This is a genomic window from Kordiimonas sp. SCSIO 12610 (genome assembly GCF_024398015.1).
Classification (GTDB): domain Bacteria; phylum Pseudomonadota; class Alphaproteobacteria; order Sphingomonadales; family Kordiimonadaceae; genus CANLMI01.
The window spans coordinates 1,614,148-1,635,152 of the sequence record NZ_CP073747.1 but is presented as its reverse complement, the minus strand read 5'-3'; the positions used below and the strand labels follow the sequence as shown (position 1 = coordinate 1,635,152).

At 45.3% G+C, this 21,005-nt stretch carries 28 protein-coding genes; 14 read left to right on the top strand and 14 right to left on the bottom strand.

The window, feature by feature from the left end:
- The first annotated feature begins 2 nt into the window (after positions 1-2).
- A complete protein-coding gene (purL, locus tag KFF44_RS07525) occupies positions 3-2,198 on the top strand; it encodes a phosphoribosylformylglycinamidine synthase subunit PurL (protein ID WP_255938595.1) in 2,196 nt (731 codons plus the stop codon).
- 47 nt (positions 2,199-2,245) lie between these two features.
- Here the strand turns inward: purL and KFF44_RS07520 are convergent, their stop codons facing one another.
- Positions 2,246-2,854, bottom strand: a complete 609-nt coding sequence (locus KFF44_RS07520; RefSeq protein WP_255938594.1) for a hypothetical protein — start codon at positions 2,852-2,854, stop codon at positions 2,246-2,248.
- A gap of 159 nt (positions 2,855-3,013) precedes the next feature.
- Here KFF44_RS07520 and KFF44_RS07515 point away from each other — a divergent pair, with 159 nt between their 5' ends.
- Positions 3,014-3,553: a hypothetical protein gene (locus KFF44_RS07515; RefSeq protein WP_255938593.1), complete on the top strand. Its 540-nt coding sequence runs from the start codon at positions 3,014-3,016 to the stop codon at positions 3,551-3,553.
- Between the two features lie 134 nt (positions 3,554-3,687).
- On the opposite strand, the gene KFF44_RS07510 is transcribed toward KFF44_RS07515, so the two are convergent.
- From KFF44_RS07510 to KFF44_RS07495, 4 genes are read right to left on the bottom strand one after another with little or no spacing between them, the layout of a single operon-like run.
- Positions 3,688-4,155 (bottom strand): DUF1330 domain-containing protein, encoded by a 468-nt coding sequence (locus tag KFF44_RS07510; RefSeq protein WP_370691151.1) that lies wholly within the window; start codon positions 4,153-4,155, stop codon positions 3,688-3,690.
- A 12-nt stretch (positions 4,156-4,167) separates the two neighbouring features.
- Positions 4,168-5,025, bottom strand: coding sequence for an alpha/beta fold hydrolase (locus KFF44_RS07505; protein WP_255938591.1), 858 nt, complete (start codon positions 5,023-5,025; stop codon positions 4,168-4,170).
- On the bottom strand, positions 5,022-5,960 hold the full coding sequence (locus KFF44_RS07500; RefSeq protein WP_255938590.1) for a hypothetical protein: 939 nt from the start codon (positions 5,958-5,960) through the stop codon (positions 5,022-5,024). The genes KFF44_RS07505 and KFF44_RS07500 overlap by 4 nt, the downstream gene beginning before the upstream one ends.
- Positions 5,961-5,971: 11 nt before the next feature.
- Positions 5,972-7,210 carry a glycosyltransferase family 4 protein gene (locus KFF44_RS07495; RefSeq protein WP_255938589.1) on the bottom strand — a complete coding sequence of 413 codons (1,239 nt, stop codon included), beginning with the start codon at positions 7,208-7,210 and terminating at the stop codon, positions 5,972-5,974.
- Between the two features lie 152 nt (positions 7,211-7,362).
- Between KFF44_RS07495 and KFF44_RS07490 the strand changes: the two genes are divergently transcribed.
- From KFF44_RS07490 to KFF44_RS07475, 4 genes are all read left to right on the top strand, one after another.
- Positions 7,363-7,596 (top strand): BolA/IbaG family iron-sulfur metabolism protein, encoded by a 234-nt coding sequence (locus tag KFF44_RS07490; protein ID WP_370691127.1) that lies wholly within the window; start codon positions 7,363-7,365, stop codon positions 7,594-7,596.
- 137 nt (positions 7,597-7,733) lie between these two features.
- Positions 7,734-8,066, top strand: a complete 333-nt coding sequence (gene grxD, locus KFF44_RS07485; protein ID WP_255938588.1) for a Grx4 family monothiol glutaredoxin — start codon at positions 7,734-7,736, stop codon at positions 8,064-8,066.
- 35 nt (positions 8,067-8,101) lie between these two features.
- On the top strand, positions 8,102-9,157 hold the full coding sequence (locus KFF44_RS07480; RefSeq protein ID WP_255938587.1) for an NADP(H)-dependent aldo-keto reductase: 1,056 nt from the start codon (positions 8,102-8,104) through the stop codon (positions 9,155-9,157).
- Between the two features lie 10 nt (positions 9,158-9,167).
- A complete protein-coding gene (locus KFF44_RS07475) occupies positions 9,168-9,695 on the top strand; it encodes an N-acetyltransferase (protein ID WP_255938586.1) in 528 nt (175 codons plus the stop codon).
- Between the two features lie 10 nt (positions 9,696-9,705).
- Here KFF44_RS07475 and KFF44_RS07470 read toward each other — a convergent pair whose 3' ends face one another.
- Together KFF44_RS07470 and KFF44_RS07465 are read right to left on the bottom strand one after the other, a co-directional pair.
- Positions 9,706-10,491, bottom strand: coding sequence for a cyclic nucleotide-binding domain-containing protein (locus KFF44_RS07470; protein WP_255938585.1), 786 nt, complete (start codon positions 10,489-10,491; stop codon positions 9,706-9,708).
- A gap of 134 nt (positions 10,492-10,625) precedes the next feature.
- The gene (locus KFF44_RS07465; RefSeq protein ID WP_255938584.1) at positions 10,626-11,387 is read right to left on the bottom strand and encodes a class I SAM-dependent methyltransferase; all 762 of its coding nucleotides are present in this window, start codon (positions 11,385-11,387) and stop codon (positions 10,626-10,628) included.
- 220 nt (positions 11,388-11,607) lie between these two features.
- On the opposite strand from KFF44_RS07465, the gene KFF44_RS07460 reads away from it, so the two are divergent.
- Together KFF44_RS07460 and KFF44_RS07455 are read left to right on the top strand one after the other, a co-directional pair.
- Positions 11,608-12,342, top strand: a complete 735-nt coding sequence (locus KFF44_RS07460) for an SDR family oxidoreductase (RefSeq protein WP_370691126.1) — start codon at positions 11,608-11,610, stop codon at positions 12,340-12,342.
- A gap of 64 nt (positions 12,343-12,406) precedes the next feature.
- Positions 12,407-13,000 carry a 2-hydroxychromene-2-carboxylate isomerase gene (locus KFF44_RS07455; RefSeq protein ID WP_255938582.1) on the top strand — a complete coding sequence of 198 codons (594 nt, stop codon included), beginning with the start codon at positions 12,407-12,409 and terminating at the stop codon, positions 12,998-13,000.
- A 78-nt stretch (positions 13,001-13,078) separates the two neighbouring features.
- Here the strand turns inward: KFF44_RS07455 and KFF44_RS07450 are convergent, their stop codons facing one another.
- The 4 genes from KFF44_RS07450 to KFF44_RS07435 form a co-directional block, all read right to left on the bottom strand.
- The gene (locus tag KFF44_RS07450) at positions 13,079-13,852 is read right to left on the bottom strand and encodes a class I SAM-dependent methyltransferase (RefSeq protein ID WP_255938580.1); all 774 of its coding nucleotides are present in this window, start codon (positions 13,850-13,852) and stop codon (positions 13,079-13,081) included.
- Positions 13,853-14,039: 187 nt separating this feature from the next.
- Complete coding sequence (locus KFF44_RS07445; RefSeq protein ID WP_255938579.1) at positions 14,040-14,618, bottom strand: YceI family protein; 579 nt, start codon at positions 14,616-14,618, stop codon at positions 14,040-14,042.
- Between the two features lie 52 nt (positions 14,619-14,670).
- Positions 14,671-15,243: a cytochrome b gene (locus KFF44_RS07440; protein WP_370691150.1), complete on the bottom strand. Its 573-nt coding sequence runs from the start codon at positions 15,241-15,243 to the stop codon at positions 14,671-14,673.
- A gap of 171 nt (positions 15,244-15,414) precedes the next feature.
- The gene (locus KFF44_RS07435) at positions 15,415-15,906 is read right to left on the bottom strand and encodes a hypothetical protein (RefSeq protein WP_255938576.1); all 492 of its coding nucleotides are present in this window, start codon (positions 15,904-15,906) and stop codon (positions 15,415-15,417) included.
- Between the two features lie 127 nt (positions 15,907-16,033).
- On the opposite strand from KFF44_RS07435, the gene KFF44_RS07430 reads away from it, so the two are divergent.
- Both KFF44_RS07430 and KFF44_RS07425 read left to right on the top strand, forming a co-directional pair.
- Complete coding sequence (locus tag KFF44_RS07430) at positions 16,034-16,648, top strand: hypothetical protein (protein ID WP_255938575.1); 615 nt, start codon at positions 16,034-16,036, stop codon at positions 16,646-16,648.
- A 7-nt stretch (positions 16,649-16,655) separates the two neighbouring features.
- Positions 16,656-17,267 carry a DUF2306 domain-containing protein gene (locus KFF44_RS07425; RefSeq protein WP_255938574.1) on the top strand — a complete coding sequence of 204 codons (612 nt, stop codon included), beginning with the start codon at positions 16,656-16,658 and terminating at the stop codon, positions 17,265-17,267.
- 29 nt (positions 17,268-17,296) lie between these two features.
- On the opposite strand, the gene KFF44_RS07420 is transcribed toward KFF44_RS07425, so the two are convergent.
- Positions 17,297-17,842, bottom strand: a complete 546-nt coding sequence (locus KFF44_RS07420; RefSeq protein WP_255938573.1) for a hypothetical protein — start codon at positions 17,840-17,842, stop codon at positions 17,297-17,299.
- Between the two features lie 166 nt (positions 17,843-18,008).
- On the opposite strand from KFF44_RS07420, the gene KFF44_RS07415 reads away from it, so the two are divergent.
- The 4 genes from KFF44_RS07415 to KFF44_RS07400 all read left to right on the top strand — a co-directional run bounded on the left by KFF44_RS07415 (position 18,009) and on the right by KFF44_RS07400 (position 19,903).
- On the top strand, positions 18,009-18,548 hold the full coding sequence (locus KFF44_RS07415) for a GbsR/MarR family transcriptional regulator (protein WP_370691125.1): 540 nt from the start codon (positions 18,009-18,011) through the stop codon (positions 18,546-18,548).
- A gap of 89 nt (positions 18,549-18,637) precedes the next feature.
- On the top strand, positions 18,638-19,036 hold the full coding sequence (locus KFF44_RS07410) for a hypothetical protein (protein WP_255938568.1): 399 nt from the start codon (positions 18,638-18,640) through the stop codon (positions 19,034-19,036).
- Positions 19,023-19,523, top strand: a complete 501-nt coding sequence (locus tag KFF44_RS07405; RefSeq protein WP_255938567.1) for a thiol-disulfide oxidoreductase DCC family protein — start codon at positions 19,023-19,025, stop codon at positions 19,521-19,523. The genes KFF44_RS07410 and KFF44_RS07405 overlap by 14 nt, the downstream gene beginning before the upstream one ends.
- 2 nt (positions 19,524-19,525) lie before the next feature.
- Positions 19,526-19,903: a hypothetical protein gene (locus KFF44_RS07400; protein WP_255938566.1), complete on the top strand. Its 378-nt coding sequence runs from the start codon at positions 19,526-19,528 to the stop codon at positions 19,901-19,903.
- Between the two features lie 93 nt (positions 19,904-19,996).
- Here KFF44_RS07400 and KFF44_RS07395 read toward each other — a convergent pair whose 3' ends face one another.
- Positions 19,997-20,551: a hypothetical protein gene (locus KFF44_RS07395; RefSeq protein ID WP_255938565.1), complete on the bottom strand. Its 555-nt coding sequence runs from the start codon at positions 20,549-20,551 to the stop codon at positions 19,997-19,999.
- Positions 20,552-20,645: 94 nt separating this feature from the next.
- Positions 20,646-20,984 carry a GIY-YIG nuclease family protein gene (locus KFF44_RS07390; RefSeq protein WP_255938564.1) on the bottom strand — a complete coding sequence of 113 codons (339 nt, stop codon included), beginning with the start codon at positions 20,982-20,984 and terminating at the stop codon, positions 20,646-20,648.
- Positions 20,985-21,005 lie beyond the last annotated feature (21 nt).

The window sequence follows — 21,005 nt, the reverse complement described above, 5'->3', positions numbered from 1 at the left end:
CTATGAACGATATTAAAATCACCCCTGAACTTGTAAAAGAACATGGGCTAACCGAAGAAGAGTATGACCGCATCGTTAAGGCGATGGGCCGCGAACCGAACTATACCGAGCTTGGCATCTATAGCGTAATGTGGTCAGAGCATTGCTCATACAAATCATCACGGTTTCACCTGAAAAAACTCCCAACAGAGGCCCCATGGGTTATCCAGGGACCGGGCGAAAACGCGGGCGTTATCGATATCGGTGATGGTCAGGCCGCGATCTTTAAGATGGAAAGCCATAACCACCCAAGCTATATCGAACCCTATCAGGGCGCTGCCACAGGTGTTGGCGGTATCCTGCGCGATGTGTTCACCATGGGTGCACGCCCGGTTGCCAACATGAATGCACTTCGGTTCGGTGAACCTGATCACCCAAAAACCCGCCACCTTGTCGCAGGTGTGGTGGAAGGCATTGGCGGCTACGGCAACTGTGTGGGTGTTCCAACCGTTGGCGGCGAAACCAATTTCGACGCGAGCTACAATGGCAATATCCTTGTGAATGCCATGACTGTGGGCCTTGCGGACACGGACAAGATTTTTTACTGCGCTGCCGCTGGTGTCGGAAACCCCGTTGTTTATGTGGGTTCCAAAACCGGCCGCGATGGTATTCACGGCGCGACAATGGCGTCGGCCGAATTTACCGAGGACAGTGAGGAAAAACGCCCAACCGTTCAGGTTGGTGATCCGTTCACCGAGAAACTTTTGATCGAAGCCTGCCTTGAATTAATGGCGACAGATGCGATCATCGCTATTCAGGATATGGGGGCCGCGGGCCTTACGTCTTCTAGCGTGGAAATGGCGTCAAAAGGCGGTGTTGGGTTCGAATTGAACCTCGATAACGTACCGCAACGCGAAGAAAACATGCAACCCTATGAGATGATGCTGTCCGAAAGTCAGGAACGCATGCTCATGGTCCTTAAGCCGGGCCGCGAAGAAATGGCAAAAGCCATCTTTGAGAAATGGGAGCTGGACTTCGCTATTATCGGTGAGATCACGGATACTGGCAACCTTACGCTTACATTTGGCGGTGAAGTTGTGGGCGATATGCCGATCAACAGCCTTGTTGAAGACGCACCAGAATATGAACGCCCGTATGTTTACACGGAAAACCGTGGCAAGGCCGACGTGACTGCACCAAAAGACCTCAACAAAGCAGTTCTTGACCTTGTTGGTGGGCCTAACCTCGCGTCACGTCGCTGGATTTGGGAACAATATGATCATATGGTCATGGGCGATACGATCCAGCGCCCGGGCGGCGACGCAGCCGTTGTTCGTGTACACGGCACAGAAAAGGCGCTTGCGATCTCTACGGACGTAACGCCGCGCTATTGCTATGCGAACCCGTATGAAGGCGGTAAGCAAGCAGTTGCTGAAACATGGCGGAATATTACGGCTGTTGGTGGCAAACCACTTGCCATCACCAACTGCCTTAATTTCGGCAATCCTGAGCGTAAGGAAATCATGGGCCAGTTTGTTGGATGCCTTGAGGGCATGGGCGATGCCTGCCGCGCGCTCGAGTACCCGATCGTGTCCGGTAACGTGTCGCTTTATAATGAAACCAATGGTTCTGGTATTATGCCAACCCCTGCAATCGGTGGTGTGGGTGTGATGAAAAACTCAGACCGGATGGCAACAATCGGCTTTAAGAAAGCAGATCAAACCATTCTTCTGATTGGTAAAACCGAGGACGAGCTTGGTGCATCGCTGTATCAAAAAGAGATCATGGGTGAGCAAGCGGGTGAACCGCCTGTTGTGGACCTTGATCTTGAGCGCAAGCACGGTGATTTCGTTCGCGGCTTCATTGAAAGCGGTGATGTGGATACCTGCCACGACCTATCGGATGGCGGCCTGATCGCAACACTTGCTGATATGGCACTTGCGGGCAATATGGGCGCAACCATCACGCTTGGTGATCGCCTGCCGCTTCATACACACCTCTTCAGTGAAACACAGGCAAGATACCTGATTGCAGTTGATAGCACGGTCGCTGAGAAAATCGGTGCTGAAGCCATCAATAGCGGCATCACTGTTACCGATCTTGGTACAACAGGCGGCGATAGTATCAGCGTGAACGACGGTGTTGTTAACCTATCGCTTAATGACCTCCGCAGCGCAAATGAGGGCTGGTTCCCGAATTACATGAACGCCGCTGAGTAAGAAACAATAGCAGACAGATAGATGTTAAATTAGCACCTATCTGTCTGTTAATACACATGCTCAAAATCAAGCCCACTTAATTCGATAAAATCTTTTCCTATCTCGTACAGTTGCTCATCGAATTTATTACTCTTTGATGAGATCGACCAACGATCAATCACTCGATACTTGTTGTTATCAACAATCTCAAAAACCCAATAAGAACCGTCAAACTCTAAAGAATTATTAGGCCTACCTAAACCGCGAAGCCAATCAGACTGTTCCAATTTCAGCGCCAATTCACTCATATCTTTAGCTGATATATCCTTTAAAATATTCGCCTTGATTATAGAGTTTGAGCTTTTATCGCCATCCCATTCTAACACCTTAGAACGTATGGTAACGTTTTGCTTTGATACCTTTATTCGAATAACAACCGCATCGTCATGGCTTGGTAGCCATAACAGTCTATATACTGAAGAACTTGTGTTAAGGGCAGTTTGATAGAGAGAAGGTTCATTCATTCGGTCCAATGCCTGAGCAAAATACTCTTTTGCTAATGAACTACCATCTTTTCTCGAGTAATAACTGTTTGGAAAATACACTGACGTGGAGCAGTACGTAACCAACCACATCATGCAAACTATCACAAACACCCCCCAAATTAATTTACGCATTATTCCCCCTTGTGCGTTTTATCAGATAGTACACCACATTGGCTTTTCTCGAAATGTTTCAAGATCAATATAAACCTTAGTTTAACCTCCCCTCTTAGGCATATTTATGCTATCATTAGATATCAGAGAGAGACTCTGATTTAAAAATGGGAGGAGTATATGAACGTATGTTTCAAGTTTGCCGCCCTTTTGAGTATATCTGCACTCGCGGCGTGCGGATCAGACGATAGTAAATCCACTGAGGACATGGCGAAAGAAGGCGTAGCAGCATCAGAGGCTGCAGACGATGCATCTTCTAACGCAGAAACAAAAGCCCCAGACCTGATTGATGAAGCCAAAGTAGCAGTTGAGAATATAGCTGATAAAGCCAGTGAAGCTGCAAGCGACCTTACAAACGCAATACCAACGCTTGATACAAGCTCGCTCGACAGTTTCAAATCCAGCTTAAGCGATATGCAAAAGCTACTTACACCAGAGCAACAAGGCGCGTTAACAAACGCCATGGCAATGCTCGCGAAGGAAGCGGTTAGCGATAGTGGTGAAAGCGGCGGATCAAATGCTAGCGGCCTTCTTGATAAAGCCAAGGATATCGCCGGCGGCAAATCAGCCGAAGATATTGTCTATGAAAGTATGGGCGATATGATGAACGGTATGTCCTTTGAAGACATCCTGAATTTTGCTGAAATGGGGTCAGAGTGATCCAAAATATTTCCATGGCCGTATTGATTATATAGCGACCATGGTTGTTGCAAGTGATACCTCAAGGGTGAAGCTGTTTATCCCCCCCAAGCAAACAGTGAAATCCTTGGGGTATTTTTTTATATAAACTGTTCCTAGCCGAATACGTCGCTATCTTCCTGTGGATGACAACGAATGAGCCTGCTGTCAGCAACGGCTGCCTGGCGGTGCTTTACCGCAATACGGTAATCAGGGTCTGTTACCATTTCAAGGAAGGCACCTGCGGTTGGATAGTTTGCGATAAATGTCATGTCCCACGCTTCCTCACCGCGCTTGGCCGCTGGACCAATCAGCATTAATTTAGGCTCACCGCGCCAGATAATTTTCCCGCCAACACGCTGAAAAATTGGACCACTTTCCCGACCATAATTTGCATATGCTTCCGCACCTGAAAGGTTATTACCCGCCAGTTCATGCCCGTCTTCGTAACGCGCGTGTTTGCGAAACCGAAGAAAATTAATCATATTCACAGGGACATCACGAGGTAAATTCTTAAATAACTCAAAGGCTTCCCGTGTGGGGTCAACATACCCTGTTAGCGCATCATGATTATCATTACTCATCATAGTTCTCCCTTAATCCTTGCTGAAAAGCGCATCCGCAATAACTGAGCCCCCAACATTCATACCTCGAACCCAATCAAAATGTCCGATCTGATTATTTAAATCAGATGCCAGTAAATGCCTGTGATGCACAGTGGCATTTTTAAACTTGTCAGTCACTGCCAATGCTGATTTTACAGGTGCAAAATCATCGCCTTCAATTGAAAAAACATGAACAGGTTTATCAAACACTTGAATGCCCTTTTCGATATCCGCATCAATACCACTGAATTGATAATTCCCTGTCTTCACCATTCCTAACCAGTCTTTCATGAAAGACCTAAATTCGTTTCCCGCAAAGCCTATTTTTTCGCCGGGATAATATCCCCAGAAGAAAAGGATGAAGGGCAAAAGACGTGATAATTTTGTAAGTCTTTTCGCGACCTTGTTATCAAATGCCTCAGCGTGCGGTAGCCCGCATGCTATGATCATCATGCCGTCCACATCATCACCGAAAAGGCCAACATAGGACGCTGTCATATGCCCGCCCATACTGTGCCCACCAAGATAGAGGGGGATGGCATTATCGCTTTGCCCTTTGATCCATGCAACGGTCGTTTTGATATCTTCTTCGATATATTCTCTGCACGTAAAATCTGTTTTCCGTGATGCCCTGTATGGACTTTGCCCGTGCCCCCGCTGTTCCATAAGGAACACGGAAACACCCTGTTGATTAAGCGCCTCCGCCATAGGGCGGTAAAAGCTTGCGCGGACACCCATCGCAGGCAACATCAATAAAATACCGCGTGCATTTTGAACCGGATATGATGCAACAGGTATCTCTGCGCCCGCTGGCCCTTGCAGCATTTCAAACTGAATTGATGATTTCATTCTACCTCAAACCCTGCCCTACATTCCGGTTCACTTAGGCCAAGAAGGTGCAATGTATCCCTTTGATAATCAAGGGCAAATCTGAAATGACGCAAAAAATCAATGCCGATAATTCCATCAATATCCGGAAGCCCATTTAATTTCTCCCTGAAAGCAACAGTACGGATATTTGCAAGCCTGCATTTTGCCGCCAAAAACGCAACACGCCGCCCATTTCCGCTATGGGGACCATATCGTTCAGTCAGTGCCTTTATCATTTTGTCCGAAAGGCCATAAAGGTTTAAACTACCGGGAAAACCGGTATCGATTAAAACCCGCCGCGCCCAAACGCCCTCTGATAATTCAATATCGATACTAGTGGTCAAAAGGCCCGCATCATTTTTTAAGGGGATAATCAATCCATTTTCATTGGTTATAGGCCTAGCATTATCGTGTAAGCGCAGCATTTTTGATGCCTGATCAATTTCCACAATAAAGGCATCAAAAAGGTCACTTCCCAATATTCCGTCATAAAATATATTGGCCTCGCGACTAAAAAGCCCGGTATCCTTCCAGTTTAAAAGAGCTGCATTTGTTATGGCAAATTCACTTGCACCGACCTTCGCAGTCAAGGACTGTAATCTGTCTGCGTCAACGGTTTGATCCAGCAACGGCATCAACAGTTCGATCTGCCCCACTTTCCCCAAATTATCAAAAGCGGATGTTCCTGAATGCCTCAGGAGCACAGTATTTGTTGCACCAGTATCAATGACAAAACGATAGCTATGACCTTCGATCGACAGGTTGATGACCATATCGCCGCGAATGATATCCATCGGTATTTCAGCGAGTGGTTTTGACTGAAAGGCCCAAACGGATATATTCAAAAAACTGATGGAACAGAAAATCAAAAACATCCGAACTATTAGAAGTCGAAAATATTCAAAGGTACGCATACTAAAAACACCTAAATATTCTTGAGGATCGTTTGAAATTCTATTGCCTTCAGCCTCCAATCCTGACTTTTTGCATACTCATATGCATTTTGTGCCAACCGACTGCGAAGGCTTGAATTCTCTATCAAAATCATCAGTTTTTGATAGATTTCATCAACGTCACGCCCGTCCACCAAAAGACCTGTTTCATCGTTCGTGATGACACTTGGAACACCACCAGCATTGCCGCCCAAGAGTGCGGTTTTCGAGGCCGCTGCCTCAAGGAAAACCAACCCCAGCCCTTCGGTATCACCGTCTGCAAGTGTACGATTTGGCATCGCAAAAATATCGGCATTTTTATATTCCGCAACCAACTCACCATCATTGACTGCACCACCGAAGATAACTCGACCTTCAAGGTTATAGTCAGAAACTAATTGTTGCAGATGTTTTTTATAGGGGCCTTCACCGATTATTCGTAATTGTACATTGTGGTTTTTAAGGTCAATACGGCTGAACGCCTGAATAAGCCGGTCAAAGCCCTTGCGCTCTACCAATCGTCCAACACTTAAAATAGTGAGGTCGTAAGTTTTGATTTCACGGTCATTGCTAATGGGATGGCTGGCTGAGGCAAAACGATTAAAATCAACCCCATTTGTTAAAACGGAAACTTTCTCAGGGGCCACACCATAGGCTTTCACAAGGCATTGTTTTGTAAAATCACTGACTGCAACAATATGGTCCACCGCCTCTATCGCCTTTATGCGACGCGCATACGCACGATCATTATAAGGTTTTTGCGATACTTCCTCGCCGTGGATATAGAGCATTGTTTTTTTCTGAAACCGCACTTGTATATCCTGGACTAGCCAACCAAGCGCATCGAGCGCACCAATACAATATATATCAACGGGATTGGTTTTTTCCTGCCGTTCAATCGTATTCAAAACCTTGGCACGCAAATTATGCTCTTTGTATAGGGATATTGCCTTGGAAAAAATGCTACGCGCATCGTTTGATTGCATTGGTAGCCTGACTTCTTTGAGCCTAGCAATCGGGTATGGGCAGGATTTGTCAAATTCCTGCCAGCGATCAACGCTGCGTTCGGTTGTGTAATCTGTGTATGCCGTTAAAACTGAAACCTGATCAGCTAAATTCCTTGCGAGTGCATCATAAACAGACTGCGCCCCACCGATTAACGGCAGAAAATGCGTCGTAATGATCATGCAGGTTGGTTCGGACATTAACTCAGGTTTGTTCTTAGCTATCATGGATATTCATTCACTATCACATGGCTTCAAACATTGCGCAAACCCAGAAAATATAACTTTTTAGAAATTATATGGTGAAACCAGTTTCAAGACGGGCTAAATATGACATTAATTACCGAATTGAGACCAACAACCGACCAAGGGGAATAGCTGTGGCAATGCTCGCAGAAGATATTGTAAAGTTTATTGAAGAAGACCTACCGGGTGCCAAGGTAACAATCGAAGACCTGAGAGGCGACGGAGATCATTATGCTGCTCATGTTATCTATGAGGGTTTTGAAGGTAAATCCCGCGTACAGCAACATCAAATGGTCTACAAAAGTCTGAAAGGACGCATGGGCGGTGAATTGCATGCGCTCGCACTTCAAACAAGTGTTCCAGAGTAGTTTCATACTCAAACCTGATTTTCGCCTGATAAAGGCCAATAAACGATATTAAAACTTATGTCTGGGTGATCTTTTTCTTGCTTGAAAATCGTAAGGAAAAGCATACCTCTTAGAGAAATATTTGTAAGGATAGTATAATGAGCGACAATCCAGTATTCGACCGAATTCAGGACTATGTAAACAAAGACGACATCGTTCTTTTTATGAAGGGCACACCTATTTTCCCACAGTGTGGTTTTTCATCTGTTGTTGGGCAGGTTCTTCAGCATATGGCTGTTCCCTTTGAAAGCTATAATGTTCTAGAAGACCCGGAACTCCGTGATGGCATCAAAGCATTTTCCGATTGGCCAACAATCCCGCAGCTTTATATCAAAGGTGAGTTTGTTGGTGGCTGTGATATCGTGCGTGAAATGTTCGAAAGCGGTGAGCTTCAGCAGATGGTTACTGACAAGGGCATTAAAGCGAATTAATCGCGCTAAACACAATACATAAAACAGGGTTTATCATGGAATATAGACGCCTTGGTCGCACTGACATGAGTGTCAGCAAAATATGCCTTGGAACAATGACCTTTGGTCAACAAAATACTGAGGCAGAAGGCCATGACCAAATGGACATGGCTGTAGATCACGGCGTTAATTTCTTTGATACCGCTGAAATGTATTCGGTGCCAGCACGCGCTGAAACCTATGGCAGAACCGAAGAAATCATTGGAACATGGTTTCAAAAAACGGGAAAACGCAAAGACATAATCCTTGCAAGTAAGGTTGCCGGACCTGGTCCGTCATTTGACTATATGCGCCCGCACCTTCATAAAAATGGCCCTCGACTTGACCGCCAGTCCGTGCTTGAGGCTTGTAACGCAAGCCTTAAACGTCTTCAAACCGATTATATTGATCTCTATCAAATTCACTGGCCTGAACGCCGCACAAATTTCTTTGGCTATTTGCGGTACAAGCACTCTGAAAATGATACGTCCATTCAATTGGAAGAAACATTATCTGCGATGCAGGAATTGGTAAAGGCGGGTAAAATTCGTGCTGTTGGCCTCTCTAACGAAACAAGTTGGGGAATGATGCATGCGATTTCATTGTCTGAAAAACTTGGCTTGCCGCGTGTTGCATCGGTACAAAACCCATATAACCTTTTAAACAGATCCTATGAAATCGGCATGGCAGAAGCATCAATTCGCGAAGAATGCGGTTTGCTGGCATACTCGCCCCTGGCGTCTGGTGCCCTTACAGGCAAGTATATTGGTGGGGCAAAACCCGCTGGCGCGCGCATGACCTTGTTTGGTGATCAATACCCGCGTTATTTTAACGAGCAAGGCAAACTTGCGACTGTTGCATATGTTGATCTTGCGAAAAAACATGGGCTTGACCCATCACAGATGGCAAACACCTTTGTAAACCTGCAGCCGTTTTTAACATCAAACATCATTGGCGCAACCAACCTTGATCAGTTAAAGACCGCGCTGGATACCGCAGATATGACATTGTCTGAGGATGTGCTTAAAGACATCGAGGCTATAGAGACACTTTACCCAATGCCCTGCCCGTAATGGAGTGGAAATGTTTGAAATCAAACGCCTTTTGCAATGTGACGCGGAAAAATTGGCCAAGTTTCAAACACAAGCATTTTATGATGCCTATCACACACTTCATGCAAAAGAAGATATGGACGCCTATTGCAGCGCTGCTTATACACCAGCCACTGCGCTAGCAGATATCATTCATAAGGCATCAGATTGCTATGGAGCCTTTGATAGCGCGTCGGCACTGCACGGTTATTACATCCTGATGCATATCCCAATGCCATCAATAGTTACCCTACCCAATCGGGTTTTTGCCTCTGAATTGAAGCGCTTATATATCGCCAAATCTGCCTACGGAACCGGTCTCGGTAATCGACTTTATAACCATGCGCTCGATATCGTCCAAAAGCGTGGAGTAGAAGGCTTGTGGTTAAATGTATCCAACAGAAATTACCGCGCACAAACATTCTACCAAGACCGTGGCTTTAACTATGCAGGCAATGGCCCTAAGCTAACAGTAGGCAACGACATCCTAACCTCATCCTATCTAACATTAAAACTATAGCTGATAAGTTTCAGGTGTGGCCTTGAAAGGGAACATATATCTCAAACATCAATTCTTCCGTTTTATGAAGAGTAGACGCAGGAATGACGATATGATTACTGCCAACAACAAGCGGTGCCACTGCCTTAGCACTATACTTTCGGATATGATGCCCGTTAATTACCAATCCATCATGGGTACCAAGGTCTTTGACGATATATCCCTTATCCCGCCTACTGATCTCCAGATAAGGTAGGAATGGGTCAGGGTTTGGAGGTATCGGTAGATAGAGATGTCCTTGATTGCGCGCAACAGTATCTGCCTCAAAATTACAGCCAATTTCAAAGGGAAACTGCTTTATTTCAAACGGTGTTGGAATACTTTTTAATATTTCTGGGCTTTGGCCAACAATAACTGGCTCCGCATAACTGGCGTATGCATGAAATGCCTGTCCGGGCTTATTGTCGGTTGCACCATAGCTCGAACGCAAACGAGCTGCGAGCGTTGTCACAACAAAGCGTGTCAAAGGGTTATCGAAATTCTTCTTGAATGTAATGGCATCAATGAAAATGGCTTTTGTTGGTTTGCTCGCAATAGCGGTAACAGAATGCAATGTGTCATCAAAAACGCTTGTTTCCCCCAACAAAGCACCATCATGAAGCGACGCTATCTTGCGACGGGCATCGCCCTCTTCTTCATGCCATAAATCGATGGCACCACTCAGAATAATATAGACACCAAGGCTTGGACTTGCTTGCTGGAACAGAACATCACTTTCACCATAGGAAAGTTCAATCATACCTTTAATTTCGGTCATAGCACCCCCAAACTAAAATAGTGCAGTCCCAATGAGACTACACTATTTTAGTATATAATACTATTTGAATACGTCAGATACCTACTTGACCTTGGCAAATATCTAGAAATATCTGATGGTTCAGAAACTAATATCTAGTTTGCTGGTTTTTGGTAGACATGCGTAAAACGATCGCTTTCGCCAATTGCACGGAATTTATCGTTTCCAACCCAACCTGCAAGTGTTGGCGGGAGTGAATAAACGCCATTTGGATGTTGTTTCGTATCTTTAGGGTTACGGTTAATGTCCGATGTCTTGATCAATTTAAAACCAGCTTTCTCAGCCATCGCTTTGAAATAGCTTTCTTTCACATATCCATTTTTTGCAACCGGATCTTGCTCAACTTCTTCGCGTTCAGCGTGATCCACGATACCGAAATAACCACCAGGCTTAAGCATTTTGAAAAGTTCATCAACATGCTCCTGTGCAGGCTCATCATAAATCAGAAAACCATGGGCCCGAAAAACAAACACCATATCAAGCGTTCCATACGGAAGGTCTTCCACACTTTCAGCGGGCCAATCGCTCCGTCCAGAAACAGGATAATACTCGCCCCCACTTTCCTTGATAAACGGTTCAATAATTCTGCGATACCAACCACCTTGGCCACCAGGGAATATTTCAGCGACTTTAAGGCCTGGCTTAATCCCCATAAATGTTAGTGTTTCTAACGGATGACGGTATTTATCACGGTTTGTATGACGTTCTGGTCGATCGGGATCAGCAATTAGTACTTTTAGTTTGGCCTGTGTGTCCGCGCTTGCCGGAACATGTTCATCTGCAGTAACGGCAGACCCCATGAACAAGCTGGCGGCGACTACTGCTGAACCAACGATTGATTTAATTAGTGTTTTCATTCCACCCTCTCAAAAGTGCAGCCCCTTCGGGCAATCTAATTCTCTTAAATGATTTTCACTGGGTGGCATAATAGCTCGCAAGAATATTTCGTCTTTAAAAATTTATGTGATCAAGACGTGTTATAAATATCAACCACAGACATTCAGCGCTGCATATCTACTATACACTATCAAATTTGACTTTAATGCCATTGATGCATCAAACTACTCTCATTAACCGATGGGAGGTAATGTGAAAAAAGTTGCTTTAGTTATTGGGGCCGGTGACGCTATTGGAAGTGCAATTACGCGTAAATTCGCCCAAGAAGGATATGTGGTTTGCGCCGCAAGACGAAACGGCCATAAACTTGACCCACTTGTTCTCGAACTTTCTAATGCAGGGCATGAAGCCCACGCCTTTTCGTGCGATGCAAGACGCGAAGAAGACATAGAACAGCTTTTTGTCAATATTGAACAAAACATTGGTGAAATTGATGTAACCGTTTTCAATATTGGGGCGAACGTGCCCATGACAATCCTGGATACTGATAGCCGCAAATTTTATAAAATATGGGAAATGGCCTGTTTTTCTGGCTTTCTGACTGGCCGTGAGGCCGCACGCTACATGACCAAACGACAGCGCGGCACAATCATCTTCACCGGCGCTACTGCAAGCGTGCGCGGCGCCGCAGGGTTTGGTGCTTTTGCTAGCGCAAAACATGGCTTGCGTGCCCTCGCGCAGTCACTTGCACGGGAAATGGGACCACAGAACATTCATGTCGCCCACGTCATTATTGACGCTGCTGTCGACACTGCGTGGATCAGGGAAAATATCCCGGATTACGACGAACGCAAAGCAAATGAAGGCGTCGTTAATCCTGATGATCTCGCAGATAATTATGTGATGCTGCACAAACAACCCAGAAATGCCTGGACGTTTGAACTCGATGTCCGCCCATGGGCTGAAAAATGGTAAGCACAGTCGCATAACCAACAGATTAAACCCCATATGCAATACAAACATTCGAGCAGGAAAATATATGACAAAAACAATCGAATTTTATTTTGATTTTGGTAGCCCAACAGCATATCTGGCTTATAAGCGCTTGATCCAACTTCAAGGCCAATACGGGGCTAAAATTGAATTCCGCCCCATGTTGCTGGGCGGCATTTTCAAAGCGACAGGCAACATGTCGCCCGTTATGATCCCTGCAAAGGGGCAATATATGGGCCGGTTTGACCTCCCACGGTTTGCGCGGCGATATCAGGTTGATTTCAATCATAATCCCAACTTCCCAATCAACACCTTATATTTGATGCGGGGGTATATTGCCGCCGAACAGATGGGCGTTGGCACAAATTATCTGGAAGTAATGTTCAACGCCATGTGGGTCGATGAGAAAAATATGGGCGATATGAGCATTGTGACAGAGGTTTTATCCAACGCTGGAATTGACGCCGAAAAACTGCTCATGCTTGCGAACACCCCGGAGGTAAAAACCACATTGATCGAAGCAACTGAAGCTGCGGTTGCGCGCGGTATTTTTGGTGCCCCAACTATGTTTATCGGAGATGAAATGTATTTCGGACAGGACCGCCTGGACTTTGTTGAGGAAAGCCTTCAAACCCCATAAGATACGGCCTTAATAGTATCATCGGTGAGAGAGGCCAAGCGCCTCTCTTCTGCTTTTAGCACCGTTAATAACAACGCCCTAAGCGGGTTTACGGTATAGATGCACAAAACGATCTGTTTTCCGTCTGATGCTATCATCGAAAGGCGAAATTGTGTGCGGATCATCTGGATTCGCCAGAATGTCACTTGTTTTCTCTAATTTAAAGCCAACGGCAACCATCTGTTTTTCAACGAGTTTGGGATCAATTCTATGAAGTGTATCCCCTGCGCTTTCACCGCTTCCCGCTGGTGCCACATGATCAACAATTACAAAGACCCCTCCAGGCTTTAAAGCATTATAAATAGACTTCAATGCTGCTGGCACGTCTTCTTTTTCGCTGAGGCGGGCTTTGTGTACGAAATAATAATCATGATACGCGAGAACAGATATCGCCACATCAACTGAATTTGCAGTGATGTCAACTTGCTCACTTCCCTGGATACGCTCCACATTAGGCAGACGCTTATCTGCGTATCTTGCATTTACATCAGCATTATTATTGATGAAAGACCAATATACCGGACCATTATGCGAATATACCTTCCCGTTATCACCAACAACACGCGACAGAATTTCTGTGTAATATCCACCCCCTGCATTGATATCCAGAGCGGTCATACCTTCTTTCAATTCAGCAAACGCCAAAACTGCGCCGGGTTTGCGTGCAGCATCGTCCTTCCGGTCAATTTCTGGACGATCTATGGACGCAATTGCATCTTTAATCACACCGTGCCCATCCGCGAGCAAAGCAGGACTAGCGACAACATTAAGAAGCAACGCTGTTACACCAACAATTTTCATTGAGTTTTTCATTCAATTCCCTCCCATCAAATGGTCGGCTTTAAAATATGCGCTTTATGAAGAAGAGGAAGAAGGTTTGCGGCAAAATGAAATCATCAATCGACAAAGAGGTTTTAATATGAACTTTAGTTCTAAGAAAACAGGCCCGATCAAAGTGACCAGACCTGTATGTCAAAACGAGTATGCTTAAAGTATCCAATTATTGACGGATGCCTTCGACAAAAAGCGATAGGTCAACATGGGTTGAAGCCGGACCAAGGTTGAAATCAATCCCAAAATCCTTGAGCGCAATCGTTGTTGTTCCCTCGAAACCTGCGCGGTAACCACCCCATGGGTCTTCGCCCCGTCCAACCAATTTGGCATCAATTGCTACTTCCTTCGTTACACCGTGGAGGGTTAGGTTTCCATAAATTGTGCCTTCGCCCTCGCCGTTAATGGTAACACGTGTGCTCTCAAACTTGGCTTCGGGGAATTTTGATACATTCAGGAAATCACCGCTGCGCAAATGCTTGTCACGCTCTGCATGGTTACTATCCAGACTATCTGTTTTAATTGTTACAGAAACATTGGCGTCACTTGGGTTCGCTGGATCATAAGCAAATGTTCCATCGAATGTGTTAAACCTTCCAACAAGCCAGCTATAGCCAAGATGTTTAATTTTAAATTGAACAGCAGCATGGGCACCAGACGTATCAATCTGATAAGTTTCCTTATCTGCCACTACAGGGTTCGTAAGAATAGCAGCAGCAAGTGCAGCACCTGTGATAAAATGTTTCATGGTTATATCCTTCAGTTTTATTAATAAATTACGGTTGTCTAAAATACAGTGGTCAGCGTTTAGGCATTCGGATCATGCGCATCAGGGTATTATCCTTATCAAGGAAATGGTGCTTTAAGGCGGCTAGCGCATGCAGCGATGCCAGTGCAATCACACCCACAGCCAGATAAAAATGGACAATACCTGCAATGTCCTCTTGATTATCAAACAGGCTACCGAACGCTGGAATATCCAGAAGCCCGAATACAGATATCGTCCGCCCATCGGCTGTAGAGATCAGATACCCCGTAACCATTATTGCAAACAGCAAACCATAAAGCCCAATATGCGCCAAATGGGCACCTGTTTTCTCTAACTTTGAATGACTGGAAAGAGGCTCAGGCACCCCTTTAATCATCCGCCAAAATAGTCGAAAAATCATCACAGCTAGCAAAATCATGCCAATGCTTTTATGAATCTCAGGCGCGTCCTTGCGCCACGGATCATAATAGCCAAGATCAACCATCCAAAGCCCAAGGGCGAACATGCCGATAACACATGCAGCCACAATCCAATGCATCAACCGAGCAACAAGGTTATAGGCCTCTGCATCTGCATTTTCGGTATTTTCGGCATTATGGATCATCTCTTCATTTCTATCCATTATCAGTCCCCATCATGGTTAGCGAGAGTGTCAGTAACGACTGAACTGAAACCAAATATACGGCGCGCAAAAACAAACACTAGAATGGTTTTCATGAACCTTGTGTTGCAAAAAATGAAACACCGATGGGGACAACAATCGCAAGCCCAATGCTTACTGCACCCTCTTTGCTTTAACCGTCCGGCTATTACGGCCCTTATCATTATAAACCGTGATCTTAAAGCTGCCGAACACAGCCCGTTCTATCACCACATAACTTGGCTTTGAGGGAATGCGTATTTTTTTACCGGAAGAGTTCGTTCGCCAAACCTGCCCGTTATCTAGAAAAAATGTATAGTTTTTGGAAACGTTATTTTGAGTAAAGCGCTCAATACCAGCTTTAATCGTATCAATTGAATCAGGATCATCTTTGGTGCGTTTGCCAAAGTCCGCTTTTTTCTGAGCTTCCGCCTTCTCCGCGAACTCCGACCGCGTCTTATTCACCGTTCCAAGCAAATCATCCAGACAGGCAAGCCGAGCAGTATCATCCGCAATCTCACCGCATTTAAGAAATTGATCAACAATCTTGCCATCTTGTGCGACCGCTGTTTCCACCAACACCAAAAGGCTCATTACCATAGATATAAAAAGACAAATCTTGCTCATAACGCTATTGTTCCACTATCATTTCGCTAACTCATGCTACCTTAACCAGCACCACAGGGTTAGTCTATCGGGAAACATATTATTGCCGCTATGCTAATGAAACAGCACAGTATTTTGAAAGGGTTTTATGGCGCAGGATCGTTCACTATATGAAGAGGCGTGGAAAAATCATATCGGCGATAGCAGCCTGGCGCTTGATATTTTTTCTGATTTATTTGACGCTTACTCTTCGCCGTCACGCCATTATCATGGCCTTAGGCATATTGAGGCTATGCTGGAAGACCTCGAAAGGGCCAAACAACTCACAACTAATAATTTCCTCGCCACATGGTTTCATGATGCGGTTTACATAGCGGGCGCCCCCGATAATGAGAAAAAAAGTGCCGATTGGGCAGCCGATAGCATGGCGGCGCTTGATATACATATCGCGGATATCAAAATCGTACATAAACGGATTTTAGCGACAAAGGAACATAAACCATTGGGTGATCTAGAGAGCGATAGCTTTCTGGATGCCGATATGACGATCCTCGGCACACCGCCTGATGTGTACGCGCGCTACGCGTCAAATGTGCGTAAGGAATTTGCGTTTGTACCCGATGAAATGTTCGCGAAAGGCCGCAGCGATTTCATCCGCACGACCCTTAATACGCCGCGCATATACTACACACATCATTTCTATGATCGTTATGAAGCGCAAGCGCGTAAAAATTTACAAGCGGAGCTAACACGCCTACAATAAATAAAAGATGCGGGGAAATATGATGATCAGAAAAATACTCTGGGTGGTGATGACCATCCTTGCCATTGGCGTTGCGGGCTATGCCTTTTTCAGCGTCGGTGCGCCGGCGATGCGAAACCCATTTATCAGCAATATTTTCAGCACCAGCCCGCTCGCAGGATACGCCCACATGGCGCTCGGTGGTATCGCCATGCTGATCGGCCCGTTTCAATTTGTCACCAAACTTCGCGCTAAATATACGGGTCTTCATCGATGGCTCGGGCGGACCTATGTGGCCTCGGTGCTCCTGAGCGCGATTGCGGGCTTTACGCTCGCGCTCACGGCCTCGGGCGGGCTTGTTGCCAAGGTCGGGTTTGCAACAATGGCGATCATCTGGTTCTATTCAGCAACGCTTGCTTTCACGAGCATCCGCGCAAAAAATGTGGAAGCCCACAAACGCTGGATGATCCGAAGCTACGCCCTCACCCTATCTGGTGTAACACTAAGGGTTTATCTCGGCCTTTTCTTCGCGTCTGGCATGAGCTTTTCAGAGTTTTATCCCGTCCTCGCATGGATAAGCTGGGTCCCGAACCTGTTGATTGTGGAATGGTTTATTTTAGAGCGTGGACAGAGAGCATAATCCACTCCCTTATAAATCACATCAATGTTTTACCAATAGACAGTTAGTCTTCTTAAGTTCCATTCAAAAAATTCAGTAACACGATCAGGTAATTTATCATCACCAGCGATAGAGATCGTCGCCTTTATAATATCTCGTCCATAAAGGGGATCATTCGTAATGAGTATAAATTCCAAGTTACGATATCCATTGACGACCTCTTCGGAAAGAAACCCTTTACCCACCCAGTTTAAATTTAGGGTTTCTGAGCGCGTGCACCCACGATTATGCGGCGAAACGATCCTCGCGCAATATTGCCTGCGATCAGAGAAATACCTTGCTACCAATCCTTGATAGTCAACAGACTCTGCTATAGGAATAATTTCAATTTTCACCTTTGTCGGCTGTTTACAATCTGAACAGGAATATTCGACCTCGTTATCAGAAAATTTAACGCTCCAATTACCCTCAGGATACAGCCCTTCTATCCAGTTTGAGTGCTCTATTCGGCTAATACGACTAGCATCTGCACGTGCAATAGAGGCACAGTAGAAAATCAAAACGACGGAAACCCAAACAATACTATTCCAACGCATAATCCTCTCCCCAAAAATAAGATGTTTATCGTGGCTTATTATAAGGGGTTATGCAAGATGCACCGATGTCGCGGAGAAGATCGACGTCTATGATGTTATCATTAACTACAATAATATCTGTAATTTCTGTATTGACAGAAATTACAGATATGCCTATATAGATGATATGAAGATTACACCAAGCATAGAACGATACATCCTGCACTGGGGAGAAATGGGCACACGCTGGGGCGTGAACCGTTCGGTCTCACAGATCCATGCCCTTCTCTATTTGTCACCGGATGCCCTGACTGCCGAAGAAATTTCGGAAACACTAGGTATCGCGCGCTCGAACGTGTCTACATCGCTGAAGGAATTGCAGGCATGGCAGTTGGTGCGGGTAACACAAAAACTGGGTGACAGGCGTGATCACTTCACTGCGGAAAAAGACCTGTGGACCATGCTACTAACCATTGTTGCAGAGCGCAAAAAGCGGGAAATTGATCCAACGCTTTCGCTACTGCGTGATACAAAGCTCGATGCGTCAGAGGACCCAGAAATTGCTGACGAAGTGAAGGAACGCATGTTCCGCATGCTTGAGTTTATTGAAACCCTCGCCTCATGGTACGAGAAGATGCAAAAGCTACCGAAGCCCACACTGGTTGCCCTGATGAAGCTCGGCACAGGCGTCGCGAAGTTCCTGCCAAAAGGCAAAGATACCGATTGATTTGAAGAGATAACTGGAAAGTAGCAAAAAATTTATCTTTAAATTTCTGTTTTGACAGAAATAACCGACACAACCGAAAAGGAGAAAATATGAAACTTACCCATGACAGACCTGTTCATTTTCCAAGTTTCGGGCGTACAGTTGGCTGTACATACCTTGCCTTTATAAGTGTCGCAGTTTGTTTCGGTTTGTTAGAAAAGCCTATTTATGCTGTAGCTGCCGCTTTGTATGGTACGCTTATCAGTATTTTTGTCGTTCCGCCAATGGCTTTTATTTGGATCATTATCAGGCGATATACAGGCGAAAACCTTCTCGCAACAATTCTCTATGGGGCAACTGCATCCATCGTAATTATTGCAATCATTAACCCGCCCAGATCTGATTTGACGTTATATGCAACCCTTGCAGGTATGGGTGCGCTTGGTGGTGCGTTTTGCTCAGGCTTTACATATCTATTCAGGAGAGGAAAAGGCCGTGCCCCTGCATAAAAGACAGCATAACAAACAGAATACTAACCAGCGCACTACCAGCTACTATAATGGTGCGTGCCCCATTTGCCGGACAGAGATGGAACGCTACAAACGTATGAGCGAAGCCGTGGATGCACCGCTTGATTGGGTCGATATCTCGCGAGACGAAAATAAAAATGCCCTGCTCGGCCTTGGCATCACCCAGGAAATGGCGTTCCGGCGCATTTATGTGGTTGATGCTGCGGGCGTCCCGCGGATTGGGGTTGATGGCATTACCGCCCTTTGGAAGGAAATTCCGGGCCTGGCCATTGTGGGGCGCCTGATCGAGCTACCGATTATTCGGCAGGTTTCCGCCTTCCTTTATGACCATATCCTGTCGCGCGCGGTCTATGAATGGAACCGTATGCGCCTGAGAAGGGAGCAACAGAAGAACACCCAAAATCCGCAAAACACTTCTACACCACCGATTATACTATCACCTAAACGTCCAACAAAGAGGAGCTAACCATGCTTACATATTTTATCAGTTATCTTGTCCTCAATGTCGCGCTTGCGCTCATTATTACGGCCCTCTTTTCTGCGTCTGGCGCCGTGCTTTTGAAGGCGATTGTTCGATGCAGCACCGATGTGCCGCTCGCGACTGTGCGTATCCTGACCCTCGTTTACGGCACGCTTGCGCTCGGGCGGGTGTTCCTATCACTTAATCCCGAAACAAATGTTCAAGGATTTGCCGAAAGCCTGATCCTCTTAAGCGATACAACAGGTGCGAACTTGACTTTCTTCGCGGTGCTAGCCGGTATGGGTATTGTTACCCTGATGATCATCGCCCGCCCCTTGATCAATATGCTTGTTGAAGTGGACCAAAAACAGGAACGCATTGCCTGAGCAATTAATGATTTGGGCCCCACCATTGGATATGATGGTGGGGTTTATTGCACTGACTTCCCGCCAATAATTCCGCTCATTTAAAAAAACTGTTTATAATGACATTTGTTTTTTAATCATTTTATACACTTCAGTGCCATTTTCGATTTGCTCAAAAGTAGGCACTATTGGTGCACCACCCAAAAGATTAAAAGGGTGATTTCCACTGGAAGAGAATAAAGATGGCGATGCTCCAAACTGAATAGTCGATCTGCTCTTGCGATTTTCTTTAAAGTGAATTTCTACTGCTTCATTAATCGGGACAGATTTAATACCGCTTTTGCTAATAAAAATTACCCGTTTATCAGTTAGGCCATATATTGTCTTTTTTCTGCGAAATGCATCATGAATAAATCGCCCAAATAAGACATAACCACCAATACATAAAAATATTAGTGGAATTACCAAAAATGGTAGCCCAGAGTTATTTTGAACATTTTCTTCACCCGCAATCAACATACCGATAGGGGCTAACAGCCATAATATTGAAAAAGGTATCAAAAACCAATCGATCGCAGAGAACTTCAAACCCTGTTTTGGTCGCCCTGACCACAATAGTTTTTCACGGCCTGAAATTTCCATTTGTAAAAGTGTATCTAAATTATTCATATATCCCCCAACCTCTGATTATTTCTCTAGTATTCCTTAATACCAACATCGAATAAACCTGTCACCCCGTGACTTGATCACGGGGTCCATGCACTCAGGCATTTAACCTGCTATAAAGATCATTCCAATCAGGGTTATCTTTTTCGATCAATGCAATCTTCCAATCCCGTTTCCATTCCTTGAGTGTTTTCTCGCGCTGAATAGCGAGCTTTACATCATCAATAGCTTCAATGTGGACAAGACGGTGTACTGAGTATTTCTTAGTAAAATCTGAGCCAATACCTTGCTTATGCTCCCAAACACGACGAGAAAGATTGTTGGTAACGCCGGTGTAAAGCGTACCATGTTTTTTACTGGCAAGAATATAAACGTAATAGGCCATAGACCGAGTATGACGAAGAATGGATACCGGGATCAAGTCCCGGTATGACATATATTTTTATGACAGTAGAAT